General features: G+C 59.8%; 17 protein-coding genes and 1 riboswitch. Of the genes, 6 read left to right on the top strand and 11 right to left on the bottom strand.

Features of this window, described 5'->3' with window-relative positions; genetic code table 11:
- Positions 1 to 140 precede the first annotated feature (140 nt).
- The 4 genes from BMX68_RS16030 to BMX68_RS16045 form a co-directional block, all read right to left on the bottom strand.
- Positions 141 to 1505 (bottom strand): DUF1329 domain-containing protein, encoded by a 1365-nt coding sequence (locus BMX68_RS16030; RefSeq protein ID WP_017132633.1) that lies wholly within the window; start codon positions 1503 to 1505, stop codon positions 141 to 143.
- A 29-nt stretch (positions 1506 to 1534) separates the two neighbouring features.
- Positions 1535 to 3409, bottom strand: coding sequence for a DUF1302 domain-containing protein (locus tag BMX68_RS16035; RefSeq protein ID WP_017132632.1), 1875 nt, complete (start codon positions 3407 to 3409; stop codon positions 1535 to 1537).
- 313 nt (positions 3410 to 3722) lie between these two features.
- Entirely contained in the window at positions 3723 to 5405 is a 1683-nt protein-coding gene (locus BMX68_RS16040) for a fatty acid--CoA ligase (protein WP_017132631.1), read from the bottom strand.
- A 148-nt stretch (positions 5406 to 5553) separates the two neighbouring features.
- Complete coding sequence (locus BMX68_RS16045) at positions 5554 to 6738, bottom strand: MFS transporter (RefSeq protein WP_017132630.1); 1185 nt, start codon at positions 6736 to 6738, stop codon at positions 5554 to 5556.
- Positions 6739 to 6842: 104 nt separating this feature from the next.
- Between BMX68_RS16045 and BMX68_RS26405 the strand changes: the two genes are divergently transcribed.
- Complete coding sequence (locus BMX68_RS26405) at positions 6843 to 7007, top strand: hypothetical protein (RefSeq protein WP_256218798.1); 165 nt, start codon at positions 6843 to 6845, stop codon at positions 7005 to 7007.
- A gap of 15 nt (positions 7008 to 7022) precedes the next feature.
- Here the strand turns inward: BMX68_RS26405 and BMX68_RS16050 are convergent, their stop codons facing one another.
- Complete coding sequence (locus tag BMX68_RS16050; RefSeq protein WP_017132629.1) at positions 7023 to 7652, bottom strand: LysE family translocator; 630 nt, start codon at positions 7650 to 7652, stop codon at positions 7023 to 7025.
- A 92-nt stretch (positions 7653 to 7744) separates the two neighbouring features.
- On the opposite strand from BMX68_RS16050, the gene BMX68_RS16055 reads away from it, so the two are divergent.
- The 3 genes from BMX68_RS16055 to BMX68_RS16065 all read left to right on the top strand — a co-directional run bounded on the left by BMX68_RS16055 (position 7745) and on the right by BMX68_RS16065 (position 10576).
- Positions 7745 to 8710, top strand: coding sequence for a 2-hydroxyacid dehydrogenase (locus BMX68_RS16055; protein ID WP_017132628.1), 966 nt, complete (start codon positions 7745 to 7747; stop codon positions 8708 to 8710).
- A 33-nt stretch (positions 8711 to 8743) separates the two neighbouring features.
- Positions 8744 to 9742, top strand: coding sequence for a methyltransferase (locus tag BMX68_RS16060; protein ID WP_017132627.1), 999 nt, complete (start codon positions 8744 to 8746; stop codon positions 9740 to 9742).
- A 40-nt stretch (positions 9743 to 9782) separates the two neighbouring features.
- Positions 9783 to 9904, top strand: a riboswitch (yybP-ykoY riboswitch).
- A gap of 87 nt (positions 9905 to 9991) precedes the next feature.
- Positions 9992 to 10576, top strand: a complete 585-nt coding sequence (locus BMX68_RS16065) for a TMEM165/GDT1 family protein (protein ID WP_017132626.1) — start codon at positions 9992 to 9994, stop codon at positions 10574 to 10576.
- Between the two features lie 57 nt (positions 10577 to 10633).
- Here the strand turns inward: BMX68_RS16065 and BMX68_RS16070 are convergent, their stop codons facing one another.
- The 4 genes from BMX68_RS16070 to BMX68_RS16085 all read right to left on the bottom strand — a co-directional run bounded on the left by BMX68_RS16070 (position 10634) and on the right by BMX68_RS16085 (position 12809).
- Complete coding sequence (locus BMX68_RS16070; protein WP_017132625.1) at positions 10634 to 11452, bottom strand: M48 family metallopeptidase; 819 nt, start codon at positions 11450 to 11452, stop codon at positions 10634 to 10636.
- A gap of 246 nt (positions 11453 to 11698) precedes the next feature.
- The gene (locus tag BMX68_RS16075; protein ID WP_017132624.1) at positions 11699 to 12319 is read right to left on the bottom strand and encodes an SOS response-associated peptidase; all 621 of its coding nucleotides are present in this window, start codon (positions 12317 to 12319) and stop codon (positions 11699 to 11701) included.
- 33 nt (positions 12320 to 12352) lie between these two features.
- Entirely contained in the window at positions 12353 to 12613 is a 261-nt protein-coding gene (locus BMX68_RS16080; protein WP_017132623.1) for a putative signal transducing protein, read from the bottom strand.
- 13 nt (positions 12614 to 12626) lie between these two features.
- Positions 12627 to 12809: a CPXCG motif-containing cysteine-rich protein gene (locus BMX68_RS16085; RefSeq protein ID WP_017132622.1), complete on the bottom strand. Its 183-nt coding sequence runs from the start codon at positions 12807 to 12809 to the stop codon at positions 12627 to 12629.
- A 288-nt stretch (positions 12810 to 13097) separates the two neighbouring features.
- Here BMX68_RS16085 and BMX68_RS16090 point away from each other — a divergent pair, with 288 nt between their 5' ends.
- Positions 13098 to 14261 carry a 1-acyl-sn-glycerol-3-phosphate acyltransferase gene (locus tag BMX68_RS16090; protein ID WP_017132621.1) on the top strand — a complete coding sequence of 388 codons (1164 nt, stop codon included), beginning with the start codon at positions 13098 to 13100 and terminating at the stop codon, positions 14259 to 14261.
- A gap of 33 nt (positions 14262 to 14294) precedes the next feature.
- On the opposite strand, the gene BMX68_RS16095 is transcribed toward BMX68_RS16090, so the two are convergent.
- Positions 14295 to 14582, bottom strand: coding sequence for a hypothetical protein (locus BMX68_RS16095; RefSeq protein WP_176987700.1), 288 nt, complete (start codon positions 14580 to 14582; stop codon positions 14295 to 14297).
- A gap of 172 nt (positions 14583 to 14754) precedes the next feature.
- Here BMX68_RS16095 and BMX68_RS16100 point away from each other — a divergent pair, with 172 nt between their 5' ends.
- A complete protein-coding gene (locus BMX68_RS16100; protein WP_017132619.1) occupies positions 14755 to 14961 on the top strand; it encodes a hypothetical protein in 207 nt (68 codons plus the stop codon).
- A 129-nt stretch (positions 14962 to 15090) separates the two neighbouring features.
- On the opposite strand, the gene BMX68_RS16105 is transcribed toward BMX68_RS16100, so the two are convergent.
- Positions 15091 to 15349 (bottom strand): transposase (locus tag BMX68_RS16105; RefSeq protein ID WP_143063300.1); only part of this gene is annotated, 259 nt, incomplete at its 5' end.

Below are 15349 nucleotides of genomic sequence, written 5' to 3' on the forward strand. Positions count from 1 at the left end.
CACTTAAGGCACAATAAGGGCACTCAGGCGTGTATTGGTTATAGCGCAATCAAGGCAGATAGCCACTCCGGCAGGGAAGGATTCTTCGCTGGCCGACCGGCCAGCTCACGGGGGATCCACGCCTGCTTTACAGCCGAGTGTCAGCGAACGCCGTCCTGGCGCAAGGCCGCTGGCGTGAAGTCGCTGGTGTTGGGGGTGAAGCCGAAGTCATACGCTCGCTTCTCTTCGTTCTTCATGCCCAGCGCCAGATAGCGGCCGGACTGCAGGTCATAGAGGGTTTCCAGGGCGTACCACGGCACTTGCTTGTCGTAGTAGTTCTCGGCATGAGCCTCGGCCACCCGCCACAGTTGGCCGCGACCGTCATAATGATCGATCACCGCTGCTTGCCAAGTGTCTTCGTCGATGTAGAAGTCACGCTTGGCGTAGATGTGGCGCTGGCCCTCCTTCAGGGTCGCGACCACATGCCAGACACGGCGCAACTCGTAGCGAGCCAGGTCCTGGTTGATATGGCCGGCCTTGATGATGTCGGCGTACTTGAGCTTCGGGTCGTCGAGTTTGTGGCTGTCGGAGGCGATGTACATTTCCTTCTTGCCTTCGAGCTTCCAGTCGTAGCGATCCGGCGCACCGTTGTACATGTCCAGGTTGTCGGAAGTGCGCAGGCCATCGGCCGCGGTACCTGGGCCGTCATAAGAGACTTGTGGAGCGCGGCGCACGCGACGTTGGCCGGCATTGTAGACCCACGCCGAACGCGGCTCCTTGACTTGGTCGAGGGTTTCGTGGACCAGCAGCACGCCACCGGCCAGGCGCGCTGGCGCGGTCACTTTCTGCTTGAAGTAGAACAGGATGTTGCCCGGATTGGCCGGATCGTAGTCCTTCATTTTTTCGCGGAAGACGAACTGATCCTGGAAGTACACCAGGCTGAACGAACCGTTGGCCTGCGGCGTAGCCTGGGTCAGCAGGCGGGTCACCGTGCCGCCGCGATAGCGGGTGATGTGGTTCCAGATCACTTCCACGCCGCTTTTCGGGATGGGGAACGGCACGGCGGTCCTGAAATTCTCCAGGCCGTTGCCGCCGCTGATCAGGTGGGTCTTGGTGGCGTTTTCCTTGATGGCGGCGAACACCTCTTCCGGCACGGTGGCACCGCGACGGGACGGGTAGACCGGCATTTTGAAGGTGTCCGGGTAACGTTTGAACATCGCGTATTGGCCGGGAGCCAGTTGGTTCTTGTATTGCTCGACATTCTGCGCGGTGATGGTGAACAGTGGTTTGTCACTCGCATACGGATCGGACAGGAAACCCTTGCTGTCCACGCTGCCGATGTTCTTCGGCATCGGTTTCCAGGCCGGGATGGTGCCCGCCGCATTGGCGGCCATTTCCGCGCCCATCGGGGTCAGGGTGGTACCCAGTTTCGCCGCTTCATCGGCAGACACTGCCGCCATCACCCCACTCGCCAACAACGACAATCCGAGTACGCCGACCTGCAACAGATTCTTGGTTATCTTCATGTTCTTGTTCTTCCTGAAGTTCAGCGTACTTAGAAGTTCACACCGACGCTCAGCGCCACGAAATCACGGTCATCCACCGTGCTGTAGGCGCCGCCGAAGAAGTTGGTGTACGCCAGGCTCGCGGTGTAGGTGTTCTGGTATTCGGCGTCGAGGCCCAGGCTGACGGCTTTGCGACCTTCCTCGAAGTTGCCGCCAGGACCTGGCGAGTAACCGTTCACATCGTGGGACCAGGCCACATTCGGCTTGAGGTTTACTCCGGCGAAGACATCCGGGTATTCCCAGATGGCACGGCCGCGATAACCCCAGGAGGTCGCCGTAGTGAAACCGTCGTTGTTACAGTTGCGCGAAACATTTTTCGACGAAGCCCCTGGCCCGGCCCCCAGAACGGTGCCGCCATTGAGGGTCGTGCATAAAGAGCCTCGACCCGGACCGAATACGGGATCACGGCCATAACGGGCTTCGTCGCCGCTTTCCAGGCCACCCACGTGGGTTATACCCAACTCGCCTACCAGGGTGAGGCGGCTGGCGCCCATGACCTGATCGAAGAAATGCGTCAATGTGGTCTGAAACTGGCTAACTTCCTTGCGACGATAACCATGCAGGTCCTGATCCGCTACGGCTTTAAGCGGTGAGGCCCCATTGAGGTTAGGCAGCGGGGTGACACCGGCATAGAGAATATCGGTGGTATTGAGTTGCACAGGTGCATTCGGACGGTAGCTGATCTCGCCACTCCAGGCCGTACCGGTAGATAAGGTGGTGGAAAAGCTCAATCCGTACAGGCGTATGTCCTCAGGGTATTCAATAAAGTATTTGGAGTTCCCCGCAATGGCGAGCGGACGTAAGGTCGCCGCCGCCCCAGGCAGAAATGTCACGGCATCCGCATAAACGGAAGCCGGAGCGCCCGTGGCACTGAAAATCGGCGCCCGGCTGTGGTAATTCATGAAATAGGCACCAAACTCGGTGTCCAGCGGCTCGAAGTTATAGTGAAAGGCAACGCCAAACTGACCGCTGTCTCGGGCATCGCGATCCGCGCCGCGCTCGACCAGCACCCCTTCCTCATTGATATCGAGACCAAATCGGTCCAATCCCGCCAGGGCACCAGGAGTCGCCGCAAGGGTCGAGCGCTTGGATAGCAGGCGCAGATTATCCGAGCAGCCGTCGGCGACAACATCCGGCTGCGAGAAGAACGTGCCGCAGTTATCCACCACGGTTTGATCCCACTCCAGCTGATAGAACGCCTCGGCGGACAGGTTGTCGGTCAGCGTCTGGGACACATAGAACATATTGACCGGGATCAAGCCTTCCTTGATCTCGGCACCCGGACGGCGAAATGCCGATACATCGATGGGGTTGATGGAGTTGATACCACCGCCAATAAAGGTACTTTCACCCCAGCTCACTACTTGCTTACCAAAGCGCACGGAGCCCGGTTGGTCGGCGATGGCGTAGTTGTGATAGACGAAGGCGTCGAGAATCTGCCCGCCGGACGACTTGGCGCCTTCCTTGCGGTTGTCGTCGCTGACGTTCTTGAAATCCAGGTCTTCATCCTGCAACTTGAAGTCGTACCAGTACTTGCCGCGCACGAATACGCCGGTGTCGCCGTATTTCAATTCAAGATCATGGATGCCCTTGAAAATCTTCGAGAAGGTGTGTCCGGCCTTGAAGTTCAGGTGCCCGTCGTCGGAGGTCTGCGACAAGCCCTTGCCGCCGTTGTTGACACCTATCAGATCCTTGTTGGGGTTTTGCGTCGACCAACTCGCCCCCAAGGACAGGGACGAGTCGAAACTGCCCTCGATTTCACCGATATTGAAACTGACGCCGAATGCAGGGCCGGCGAGCGTTGAGGCGAGACTGACGGCCAAGGGCAGCTTCGCCCGGTGCCAGAACTGGGTTACTGAGATCATCGACGCTACTCCATGTGCTTTATTGTTATGTCAGTGAGCACTTCTAAAAACGCCTGGGACAAACGGGAGCCATCATTCCCTAAATCACCCAAGGCGGCATCGTTGTGTCGCGTACTTGCTCCGCTCTAAAAAGCTCCTGGGCGGACGACTATAGCCAGCTGCTAGTACTGCTTGATCTCTCTAAACGGGCATGGCCCTTTCGCCAGGCTCACCGATACCGGCTCGGCAAGAATGGCTGAAAAAAATAATTTGGCAAGGCGAGCGCTTGTCGGGTGTGGGGTTGCCACGCCCTTTCGGGCGTGACGGAGACATCTTAGAGGGTCGAAAGGAAGGTGCTGTTGCTCGCTTGCCATTCGACGATGTCGAGGCGGATACGTTTCTTGTCGAGTTTGCCGACGCTGGTCTTGGGAATTTCAGTAACGAGGGCAATCTGATTGGGGATCGCCCACTTGCTCAGATGGCCCTGCTCAACGAGCGGTTTAAGGTGCTCCTTGAGTTCCCGAGCGCCGATTTCATAGCCCTCGCGCAATACGAGCAGGGCAAACGGGCGCTCACCCCATTGCGGATCGGCGACCCCCACCACGGCGACTTCACGTACCGCCGGATGACGGCTGATCAGGTCTTCCAGGGCTAGGGAGGATATCCACTCCCCGCCGGTCTTGATCACGTCCTTGATCCGATCGCGGATATCGATCACGCCCATGCTGTTCAGTGTCGCGACATCGCCCGTATGTTGCCAGCCACCGGCCCAGAGTTCCGCGCCCTTGCCCGGCTCGTTGAAATACCCCTCGCTCAGCCAGGGCGCACGCAGCACCAGTTCGCCCTGACTTTCACCGTCAGCCGGCAGGAAACGCCCCTGAGCATCCATGATCGCCGCATCCACCAACGGAACCGGTACGCCGGCCTTGATCCGATAGGTAGTACGCTCGTCCTCGCTGGCAGCCATCAATTCATCATTGAGGTGCGCGCAGGACACCAGCGGACCGGTTTCCGACAGCCCGTAGGCCGCCGTCAATTGGATACCCCGACTCTTGGCGGCGTCGTACAGCGAGCGGTTCAGCGCGCTGCCGCCGATCACCATCTTCCAGCCTTTGAAATCGATGCCCTGGGCCGCCTTGGCATTGAGCACCATTTGCAGGATGGTCGGTACACAGTGGGAGAACGTGACTTGCTCCTTGCGCCACAACGCCACCAGAAACTCCGGGTCATAGCGACCGGGATAGACTTGCTTGAGCCCGAGCATGGTCGCCACGTAAGGCAGGCCCCAGGCATGTACGTGGAACATCGGCGTGATGGGCATGTACACATCGTTAGTGCCCAGCAGGCGCACGCTGTCGAGACTGCCCATGATCGTCGCCACGCCCATGGTGTGTAGCACCAATTGCCGATGGCTGAAGTACACGCCTTTCGGGTTGCCGGTGGTACCGGTGGTGTAGAACAGGGTGGCGACCGAATTCTCGTCGAAATCCTGAAAATCATAGACCGGGCTCGCCGCCGCCAGCAGTTGCTCGTACTCGCCAACCAGGTTCGGCAGGTCGCAGGTCGTGGCCTCGGTATCGGTGAGCAGCAGGGTTTTCTCCACTGTGGTCAGTTGTCCGGCAATCGCCTGGTACAACCCGACGAAGTCGCTGTTAACCAGCACGAAGCGGTCGGCCGCATGGTTCATGGTGTAGAGGATCTGCTCGGGCGACAAGCGCACATTGACGGTGTGGATCACCGCGCCAATCATCGGAATGGCGAACATGCACTCCAGGTAACGATGACTGTCCCAATCCATCACCGCCACCGTATCGCCGGCCTTGACGCCGACCGCTGTCAGCACGCCGGCCAGTCGGGCGACACGCTCGCCGAGGGTCGGATAGCTGTAGCGCACCTGGTCGCGATAGATGATTTCGCGGGTCTTCTCGTAACGGCTACCGGACATCAACAACCGCTTGATCAACAGGGGATATTGATAGGCACCTTCGGCGGATGGAATTATACGGGTCTGCAACATGAACGTCCCTTTGTCTGATTGCACAATCGTGCTTAAAGATAAGCACTCCAGAGCCCTCGCGCACGCGCTAAATCACCCAAAGGAATGATTTACAGGCGCAAGTGAGTAACGGCCTTGAGACATCATTCACGGCAAAACGCTCATCTTTTCAGGCCACCTGCCCGACCGCCACCTGGGCCGGGGTTCTTGGAAACACCAGCGCGGCGATAAGGGTCAAGGCGCCGACCCCCGCCAAAATCAAGTACAGCCCGGTAAAACCCTGGCGTGGCTCGACATAGGCGATCAGCGGAATCGCCGTGGCGCTGGCGCCGAACGACAGGCAGTAACGCAGGGCAAACACCCGCGATTGCCATTGTGGGGCAACGAAGTTGGCGACCATCGCGTCATTCACCGTCACCTGGCCGAACACCACGAACATCAACGCCGCTCCCAGGACCGTCACCGACAGGCCATCGACATGGGCCAGACCGAACAGCAACGGGGCCTGACATAGCGTCAACAGCACGAACGGCCACTTCAGGCTGACATGATCGATCACCCGGCCGATACTCAACTGCGCGACAGCTCCAAAGGCATAAGCCAGGCTGACGATCAGACCCAGGGTTTGCGGCGAAGCGAACAACTCATGCAGACGCTGCTGGAACAGTTTCGGGTACGTCATGGTGGTGGCGCTGAAGACCACCCCGCTTGTGGCAGTCACCAGCGCCAGCACGGTAAATACCATGACCATGGAAATCTGCTGGCCATCGGCGCCCTTGAGCTGCACATGGGCACGTACGGGAATCGGCTCTTCACGCACCTGCAAGGCAAACAGCGCACCCAGCAGGAGCGAGACTGCCCCCGGCAGGATAAACGCCGCGCGCCAGCCGAAATGTGACACCAACAGTCCGGTGATCAAGGCGGAAAACGCCACTCCAAGGTTGCCCCACATGCCATTGATACCGATCTCACGGCCGCGGTTATCGGCGTAACTGACCAGCATCGCGGTGCCGATCGGATGATAGATCGCGGCAAAGATACCCATCAGGGTCAGGCCCAGGGCCAACATCGGTACTGTCCCGCTCAACCCGGTAAACACCGAGGCTGCGCCGAGGCCGAAAAAGAACAGCAACATCATACTGCGACGACTCCAGCGATCACCCAACCAGCCCGCTGGCAGGGAACACGCGCCGAAGGCAATGAAACCGCCGAGGGACAGACCAATCATTGCGGCGAAATCCAGGCCGAAGGACTGGCCCATGCCGAGCACGGCGGCTGGGAAGATCAGCATCAACAGGTGATCGATCACATGGGCGGCATTGATGTAGCGGATTACGTTTCTGGGTTGATTCATCACGGCACGCTTGAGAAGGGTTATCGGTACCTCATGCTAAGCTGGCCGTAAAGTGCATTTGTGCCATGTCACTCATCAAACCAGACAGACTGGAAGAGCCGCACATGTTGATCAGCCACTTCCTGCACGCTTGCGTCAGTGCCTACCCGCCCGACCATGCCGACGGCGCCCACCAGGCGCTGTACCGGCAGGGGGTAGGGTCCGGACGTTCAGTTCGATATTTCACCGCCTGCTCGGGGAAAGCCCGCGGCACTATGTCGTCAATCTGAGCCGATTCAGCGAGATCAGTGCGTCTCGGTAAAAGCCAGCTTCACGCCGATGGCGATCAACACGGCACCCATCGTCCGGTCGAACCAGTGGCCCATGCGGGCGAAACCGGCGCGCACCCGCTGCTGGCTGAACAGCATCGCCACCAGACAGAACCACAGTGCGGTCGCCACCGCCAGGTAAACACCGTAGCCGGCCTGGATCATCAGCGGGGTATGTGGGTTGATCACCACAGTGAACAGCGACAGGAAAAACAAAGTTGCCTTAGGATTCAGCCCATTGGTCACGAAGCCCGAGGTAAAAGCACCGCGCACTGTGCGTTGGCCCAGCGGCAAGGCCAGCTCATCCGCCGCCGGCTTGGCCGGCCTGGCACGGATGGCCTTGAAGCCGATGTACAGCAGATACGCCGCCGCCAGCCATTTCAGGGTGTTGAACAGCACGATCGACTGCGACACGATCAGGCCGATGCCCAGCAGCGAATAACCCACATGCAGGAAGATCGCGCTACCAACCCCCAGCGCGGTCCAGGTGCCGGCGCGACGGCCATGGGTCACGCTCTCGCGCACCACCACGGCGAAGTCCGGGCCGGGACTGGCCACCGCCAGCAGGTGGATCAGCGCAACCGTCAAGAATTCAGTCAGGTACATGGACACGTCCGCAGGCTCCTCGGTAACTAAACAGGTCATCTGATAGGCTGGTTACCTTACGCCTTCATTGGACAGCACAAAAGGTACAGTTGATGAGCCATCCTCGCCGTGCGGTATTTCTCGATCATCCTTCCCTGGACCTCGGCGATCTCGACCTCGAACCGCTGCGGGCCTGCTTCGACGAGCTACGGCTGTGTGATCGCAGCTCCCCACAGAACCTGCTGGAACGCCTGGCCGGCGCTACCGTGGCCATCAGCAACAAGATCGTGCTGAACGCCGAGACCCTGGGGGCCTGCCCCGACCTGAAGCTGATCCTGATTTGCGCCACCGGCACCAACAATGTCGACCTGATAGCGGCACGGGCCCTGGGCATCACGGTGAGCAATTGCCAGGGTTACGGCACGCCCTCGGTGGCTCAGCATACGCTGATGTTGCTGCTGGCTCTGGCGACCCGCTTGAGCGACTACCAGAAAGCCGTGGGCGAAGGTCGTTGGCAACAGGCACAACAGTTCTGCCTGCTGGATTTCCCCATTGTCGAACTGGAGGGCAAGACCCTCGGCCTGCTCGGCCATGGCGAACTGGGCGGCGCCGTGGCGCGGCTGGCCGAGGCCTTCGGCATGCGTGTGCTGCTGGGGCAGATTCCCGGTCGCCCGGCCCGTGCCGATCGTGTCCCGCTGGCGGAACTGCTGCCACAAGTCGATGCCTTGACCCTGCACTGCCCATTGAACGAACACACCCGTCACTTCATCGGCGCCGCCGAACTGAGCCAGCTCAAGCCTGGGGCATTTATCGTCAACACCGCTCGCGGTGGGCTGATCGACGAACAGGCCCTGGCCAATGCCCTGCGCAGCGGGCATCTCGGCGGTGCCGCGACCGATGTGCTGAGCGTCGAGCCACCGAGCGCCGGCAATCCCCTGCTGGCCGGCGACATCCCGCGCCTGATCGTCACGCCGCACAACGCCTGGGGCAGTCGCGAGGCTCGTCAACGCATCGTCGGCCAACTGACGGAAAATGCCCGGGGCTTCTTCAGCGGAGCAGCGCTGCGGGTGGTCAGTTGATAAACTGCGGCACTTTTTTTCAGGGAGCAGACCATGGATCCGCGCAGTGAAGTACTGCTTCGTCAGGCTGAATATTTTCAAGGCAAGCTGCTGCTGGCGGGATTGCCTGCCGACGACCTGCTCGGTCGCCTGCCCAATGCCCACGGCTGGTGCTGGCACGCCGGCGACCAGGCGGCGCTGGATGCCCGTTTCGCCGGACGCAGCCACTTCGGCGTGAACCCGCCGGAGCTGGCGTTCGACGCCGCCGTGGTGTTCCTGCCCAAGTCCAAGGACCTGACCGACTACCTGCTCAACGCCGTCGCCTCGCGGCTGCCTGGTGGCGAGGTATTCCTGGTCGGCGAGAAACGCAGCGGGGTCGAAGGCGCGGCCAAGCAACTGGCGCCCTTGGGCAAGCCGCGCAAGCTCGACAGCGCCCGGCATTGCCAGCTGTGGCAGGTCACGGTCGCTGAGGCGCCGGCAGCCAAGCCGCTGGAAAGCCTGGCCCGACACTACCAACTGGACCTGACGGAAGGTTCGTTGAACGTGGTCAGCCTGCCCGGAGTGTTCAGCCATGGCCGACTGGATCGGGGCAGCGCCCTGCTCCTTGAACACCTGGACAAACTGCCGAGCGGCCCGTTGCTGGACTTTGGTTGCGGCGCCGGGGTGCTCGGCGCGGCGGTGAAGCGTCGTTACCCGCACAACACTGTGATCCTGCTCGATGTCGATGCCTTCGCCACCGCCAGCAGTCGGCTGACTCTGGCTGCCAATGGTCTGGAAGCCGAGGTGCTGACCGGCGATGGAATCGATGCCGCGCCGATGGGTCTGAGTGCGATCTTGAGCAATCCACCGTTTCATGTCGGGGTCCATACCGACTACCTGGCCACAGAAAATCTGCTGCGAAAAGCAGCCAAACATCTGAAAAATGGCGGCGAACTTCGGCTTGTTGCCAATAGCTTCCTGCGCTATCAACCACTGATCGAAGAGCATCTCGGGACCTGTGTCACCAAGGCCGAGGGACAGGGTTTTCGAATCTATAGCGCCAGGCGCGGCTGAAAAATAAACGCTTGCGCAATGGATTTTGCCTAGGCAAAATCCGCTCCGTCCTAGGGGAGTAGTCTCCCACGAGCCTCACGCTCGTCCGGCATGCGTCAACATACTTGGTCCTCAGACCATGGCGCATGCGACCCACGGTTCGCACAGACGAACCCAGGGTTTGACAAGACCTATGACACGAACACCTTACCCGGGGCGGGAAGGCTGTACGTGTCATAGCCGTGTCGACCCGCCCCCTAGGAAAACCTGATGCTGGATTCTCTCCTCGTTCCGACCGCAATCGTTGCCTTGGCCGAAATCGGCGACAAGACGCAACTGCTCGCGCTCCTCTTGGCAGCCCGTTTTCGCAAGCCCTGGCCGATCATCGCTGGCATCATTGCCGCCACCCTCGCCAACCACGCGGCTGCGGGTGCCGTGGGTGCCTGGTTCGGCAGCTTCTTCTCGGATGCACTGCTGCACTGGGTCCTCGCCGCGAGCTTCACCGCCACCGCGCTGTGGACCCTGGTGCCGGACAAGATGGACGATGACCCAGCCAGCAGCTCACGCAAGTTCGGTCCGTTCCTGACCACGCTGATCGCGTTCTTCCTCGCGGAAATCGGTGACAAGACACAAATAGCCACGGTGATGCTGGCGGCACAGTATCCACACCTGTGGCTGGTGATTATCGGTACCACCGTGGGCATGCTGATCGCCAACGTGCCCGTGGTGCTGGCCGGCAACTTCGCCGCGGAAAAACTGCCACTGACCCTGATTCGTCGCCTGGCCGCCTCGGCGTTCTTCATCCTGGCGATCGTTGCGGTGTACAAGGCCATGCAAAGCAGCGGCTGGATCTAGTGGCCTGTGAGGCTCTCGTGGCGAGCGGTCTCCTGGGTCCAGGAGACCTGCAGGCCTTCAAGACTTGCGGGCCTGCTGATACAACGGCATCACTTTCGGAATGACCGCTTCCAGCGAAGCAATCCGGCTGGTGGACGCCGGGTGAGTACTCATGAATTCCGGCGGGGCACCTTCCGCCGCCTTGCTCATCTTATTCCACAGGCTAATCGCCGCGTTCGGGTTGTAACCGGCACGCGCAGCAAGTTCCAGGCCAATCAGGTCCGCTTCGTTTTCATTGGTGCGGCTATTGGGCAAGGTCATGCCGTAGTTCGCCACCGTATCGGCCAGCGCCAGACTGTCCTGGCTGAGGCCGAACAAGACGCCAACGCCTTGCTTCGCCATCTCTATGCCGTAGGCCTTGGACATCGCTTCGCGGCCATGCTCACGTAGGGCATGGGCGATTTCATGGCCCATCACCGCGGCGATCTCATCGTCGCTCAGTTTGAGCTGATCGATCAGTCCGCTATAGAAGATGATCTTGCCGCCGGGACCGCAGTTAGCGTTGAGTTCGTCGCTTTTAATCAGATTGACCTCCCATCGCCATTGCGCGGAGTCCGGGCGGAATGTCGGCGCCTGAACAATCAGTCGGTTGGCAATTGCCTGGACCCGCTTGGCATTAGCGCTGGTTTTATCCAGTATGCCCTGGCCCTTCGCTTCTCCCAGCGTCTTCTGATACGACTGGGCATACATCTGATCGACTTCCTGGCTCGACAGCATGCTGAACATATATTGCTTGCGCTCAACGCCTACGGCACCGCCGTTGGTGGTATTGACCGTTTGGCACCCGGCAACTAGCAGGCCCGCCGCCAGCGCACACAAAACCAATCGTTTAGCCATAAGCCACTCTCCCTAAAAACTGCCGGCTATCCTAGGCGCTGATTTGTATCAACGCCAGATACAAACAATCTGCAGTCCGGGATTTCAGACAAACCTCAAATATTTGTAGGAAAAAACACAGATCGACACCAAGCCACCACCTGCCGAGTCCAACGACCTATTCATCCACCGCCTGGCAGGCGTCATCCTGCAGCGCTTCAGGAGAAATCGTCGCCGCACAGCCTCAGTTGAACGCATCACCGCGCCTTAGCCCGGCGTCAGGCACTCCGGCGCATTGAGCTTGGGATCATTTACCAGGTTGGCCAGCAGGCGCTCGCGCAATGGCGCCTGGGAACTGGCCACCAAGGCCTGCAACTCATGCAGTGGTGTATCCTGCGCTAGCCATGCCGCCTGCCCCGCCGCATCGAGAATCAGCGGTCGGCGCTGATTCGCCGCCGGCTGTGTCACTACCGCGGTGCTCAGCCAAACTTGCTCCTGCACCGGATAGGCCTCCCAAATCGCCGCGAAAAACAAGCTTGAACCTTGCGCCGGGGTCAGCCAATACGGGCGCTTGCGCTGCGTTCCGCGCCACTCGTAAAAACCATTGGCCGGCAACAGGCAACGCCGCTCACGAAACGCCTGACGAAACATCGGCTGCTCGGCCACGGTTTCCGCCCGTGCATGCGCCGGTGTACGCGACAGGTCGGTCAGCCACGGCGGTGTCAGCCCCCAACGCGCGCGCGCCAATTCGCGCTGGCCCGTCGCAGCCCGCAGGATCAACACCCAATCGTTGGGCGAGATGTTCCACTGCGCCTGCTGGTCGGCAGGAAAGCCGGGCAAGGCTGCAAAGGTGGGATTCCAACGAAACAGGGCAAAACGTCCACACATGAGGCAAAACGACTCTTTTATGCAAAGACGCGGCTAACAGAGCAGCACGTCGGGGAAACTCTCCGGTTCATCGCCGGGCAGCGGTAGCGCGGCATTGTACGCGGCGATCAGCTCACGTGCGTATTGCGCCCGATCATTCTCTACCGCCAGGGCCAGCAAACCGAACACCGGCAACTCTCCCGTCCCGCCCAGCAGATCGCGCCCCACCAGATGCGCCTGCACGCCTTCGCTGGCGAGCATGCCTTGCAGCAGCTCACCTTCCATCAGGTTTTCCGGTTCGTAGATTCGTTGCATCCGGGCGCCCTCATCACTCGTTCTCACTGTGAACATTGAGCATCCACTCATGACCATCGGTCTGCAGGGTAAAAACAATCGGCCGGCAGCACACCGGGCAATCCTCGATATAGGTCTGGTCCCCGCCGGACAAATCCAGCACGGCCTCGACCTCTTCACCACAGTAGGGACAGCAGTAGCGTTCAGTTTCCAGCATCGCGGCCTCCGAAGTGACTTGTGCGTATAATCGCCGGTCTATTTGCAGGGCTAATTTTTTATCTGGGCTTTATTTTTCAGATCAGGCTTTGCTATTTATCACTCAAACCCAGGCTTTTGTGCGAAAACTCGCGAAGCGAAGGTCAGGCAAGACAAAAACAGGCAAGGACCGGCCAGAGTCGCGCCCGACTTTACGTGTTGTACATGAGCAACGCAGCATTACCGATGCGCAGTCACTTTACGTGCAAAGCCTACTACTTACCCTAGCCGTTTCTAACAAGAGAGCATGATGGGCGAATTCGATGCCATCCGACCTTACAACGACTCCGAGGTGCCAGCCGTGCTGGCCCGGTTGCTCGGCGACAAGGCGTTTCTAGATATCCTCACGCATTTCCGCTTCCCGCGCCTGGCCGATGCTTTCGGTTGGCTACTCAGGCCCTTGATCGCCTATCGACTGCGCCGTGAGTTCGCCGGAGTGAAATGCGTGGCGTCACTGCAAGACAAGATCGAGGTCTATGTCGATAACACTATCGAACGGGCCACTGACGGGGTGACCTACACCGGAGTCGAGCAGTTCAAGTCCGGCAGCGCCTACCTGTTCCTGGCCAACCACCGCGACATCGTGATGGATCCGGCCTTCGTCAATTATGCCGTGTACCATGCCGGCCTGCCGACACCGCGTATCGCCATCGGCGACAATTTGCTGCAAAAGCCGTTCGTCAGCGATCTGATGCGCTTGAACAAAAGTTTTATCGTGCACCGCTCGATCACCGGACGACGCGAGAAGATGGCGGCCTATCAACTGCTGTCGGCCTATATCAACCATTCGATCCGCAACGACTGCCAGTCGATCTGGATCGCCCAGGCCGAAGGTCGCGCCAAGGACGGTGACGACCGCACCGAATCAGCCATCCTGAAAATGTTCCATATGAGTCGCAAGGACGAGCCATTCGCCGAAGTCATCCGTTCGCTGAACCTGACACCGGTCTCGATCAGCTACGAATACGATCCTTGCGATCAGGCCAAGGCCCGCGAGCTATACATCCGCGCCACTACCGGCACCTATAACAAGGTGCCGGGCGAGGATGACGCGAGCATTGCCAAGGGCATCACCGGCTATAAGGGGCGGGTGCATGTGAACTTTGCCGCACCGCTGAGCGGGGCGTTCGAGGACACCAAAGTGCTGGCCCAGGAAATGGACCGACGGATCCTCGGTGGCTATCGATTGTTCCCGGTGCACTATCTGGCATATGCCCAATGGGGCGATGCCGACCCGCAGTTGCAGGTACCTGCCGCCACAGAGCTGTTTCCCGCCCAGGAACTGGCCCAGGCCCAGGCAGAATGGCAACGCCGCCTGGATGCCTGCCCGGCAGAACATCGACCGTACCTGGTGCAACAGTATGCGACGCCGGTACGCAATCAGTACCGGATCAAGGCGGGATGGCCGCTCTGATCAACCGTAACGCCCGGCCTGGCAGCCTTCCGCTCAGAGCCTGGTACTGAGCCAGGACAGCAGCAGTGCGATGCCGAGGCAGGCAAACCCGAATCGATAGAAAAATCGGTTCGCCCGCAGCACGCGGGAATCGAGCAATAACAGCGGCAGCTCAATCGACCGCCCTTCGCTCTGCATCTCCAGGTTTTCCAGCGCCCGCTGCTCACGGCGGCGGGTAATCTGCAACAACCTGGCCCCCGGACAGGCCAGCAACAATGCAAACAGATTGAGCCATTTGCCCGGATGGCCCGCCAACGCGCTCCAGATCAAGTGCAGCGACATCATGAGCCCTCCGATAAATAGCCGTTCGCGACACGCACAAGTATCAAATCACGCGTGCATGACAATTTCTCGTGTCCGTCTCCCTACAATTTACGGGGTAATTGACACTGTCACCTGAACGTCACCTTAACAGGCCAGTCTGTCGCCCCTCGATACCGTCACGGAGCTAGTCATGTTGCACGCAGAGAACCAGGATCGGCTTTACCTGATCGCCCCCAGCGATGAGCAGGAAGCCCTGGTGGACGCCCTGTCGTTCAACGTCCAGGACCGTCATTGGCTGGTCTATTGTGCTCTTGGCGGCCATCAGCACGCCGATCTGCCCGAAACCGACCTGACGACCGGCGTGAGTCTGCTGGATTTTTATGTGCAAGCCGCGTGATTTCAGGCAGGAATAAAAACCCGGCCATGAATCAGACTGTGTGAAAACACACTAATGGTGGTTCCAGCAAACGCCCCGACTTGTTCGGGGCGTTTGCTTTTGTGCTCACAGCAGACGAAAAAAGGCTTTTCAGCCCATCAACGCCATCAACTGACGTGCGCCAAGCACGTTAATCGCTCTTTTCAGGTTGTAGGCGTTCACCGCCAGGGCCATTTCAGCCCTCGTGCCCTCAAGCTGTCGCAGTAAGAAGCGAGCGTTGCCAAATAACCACTGTTTAAGGTTGCCGAAGGGATGCTCGACGATGGATCTTCGGCTGACCATCATTTCGGGGTGCGCCTGCATTCGCTGTTCCATCCGCTCGAAAGCCTTTTCGTGCAGGTGGCGTGAG

Origin of the sequence: Pseudomonas agarici (assembly GCF_900109755.1) — a bacterium.
GTDB classification, from domain to species: Bacteria; Pseudomonadota; Gammaproteobacteria; order Pseudomonadales; family Pseudomonadaceae; genus Aquipseudomonas; species Aquipseudomonas agarici.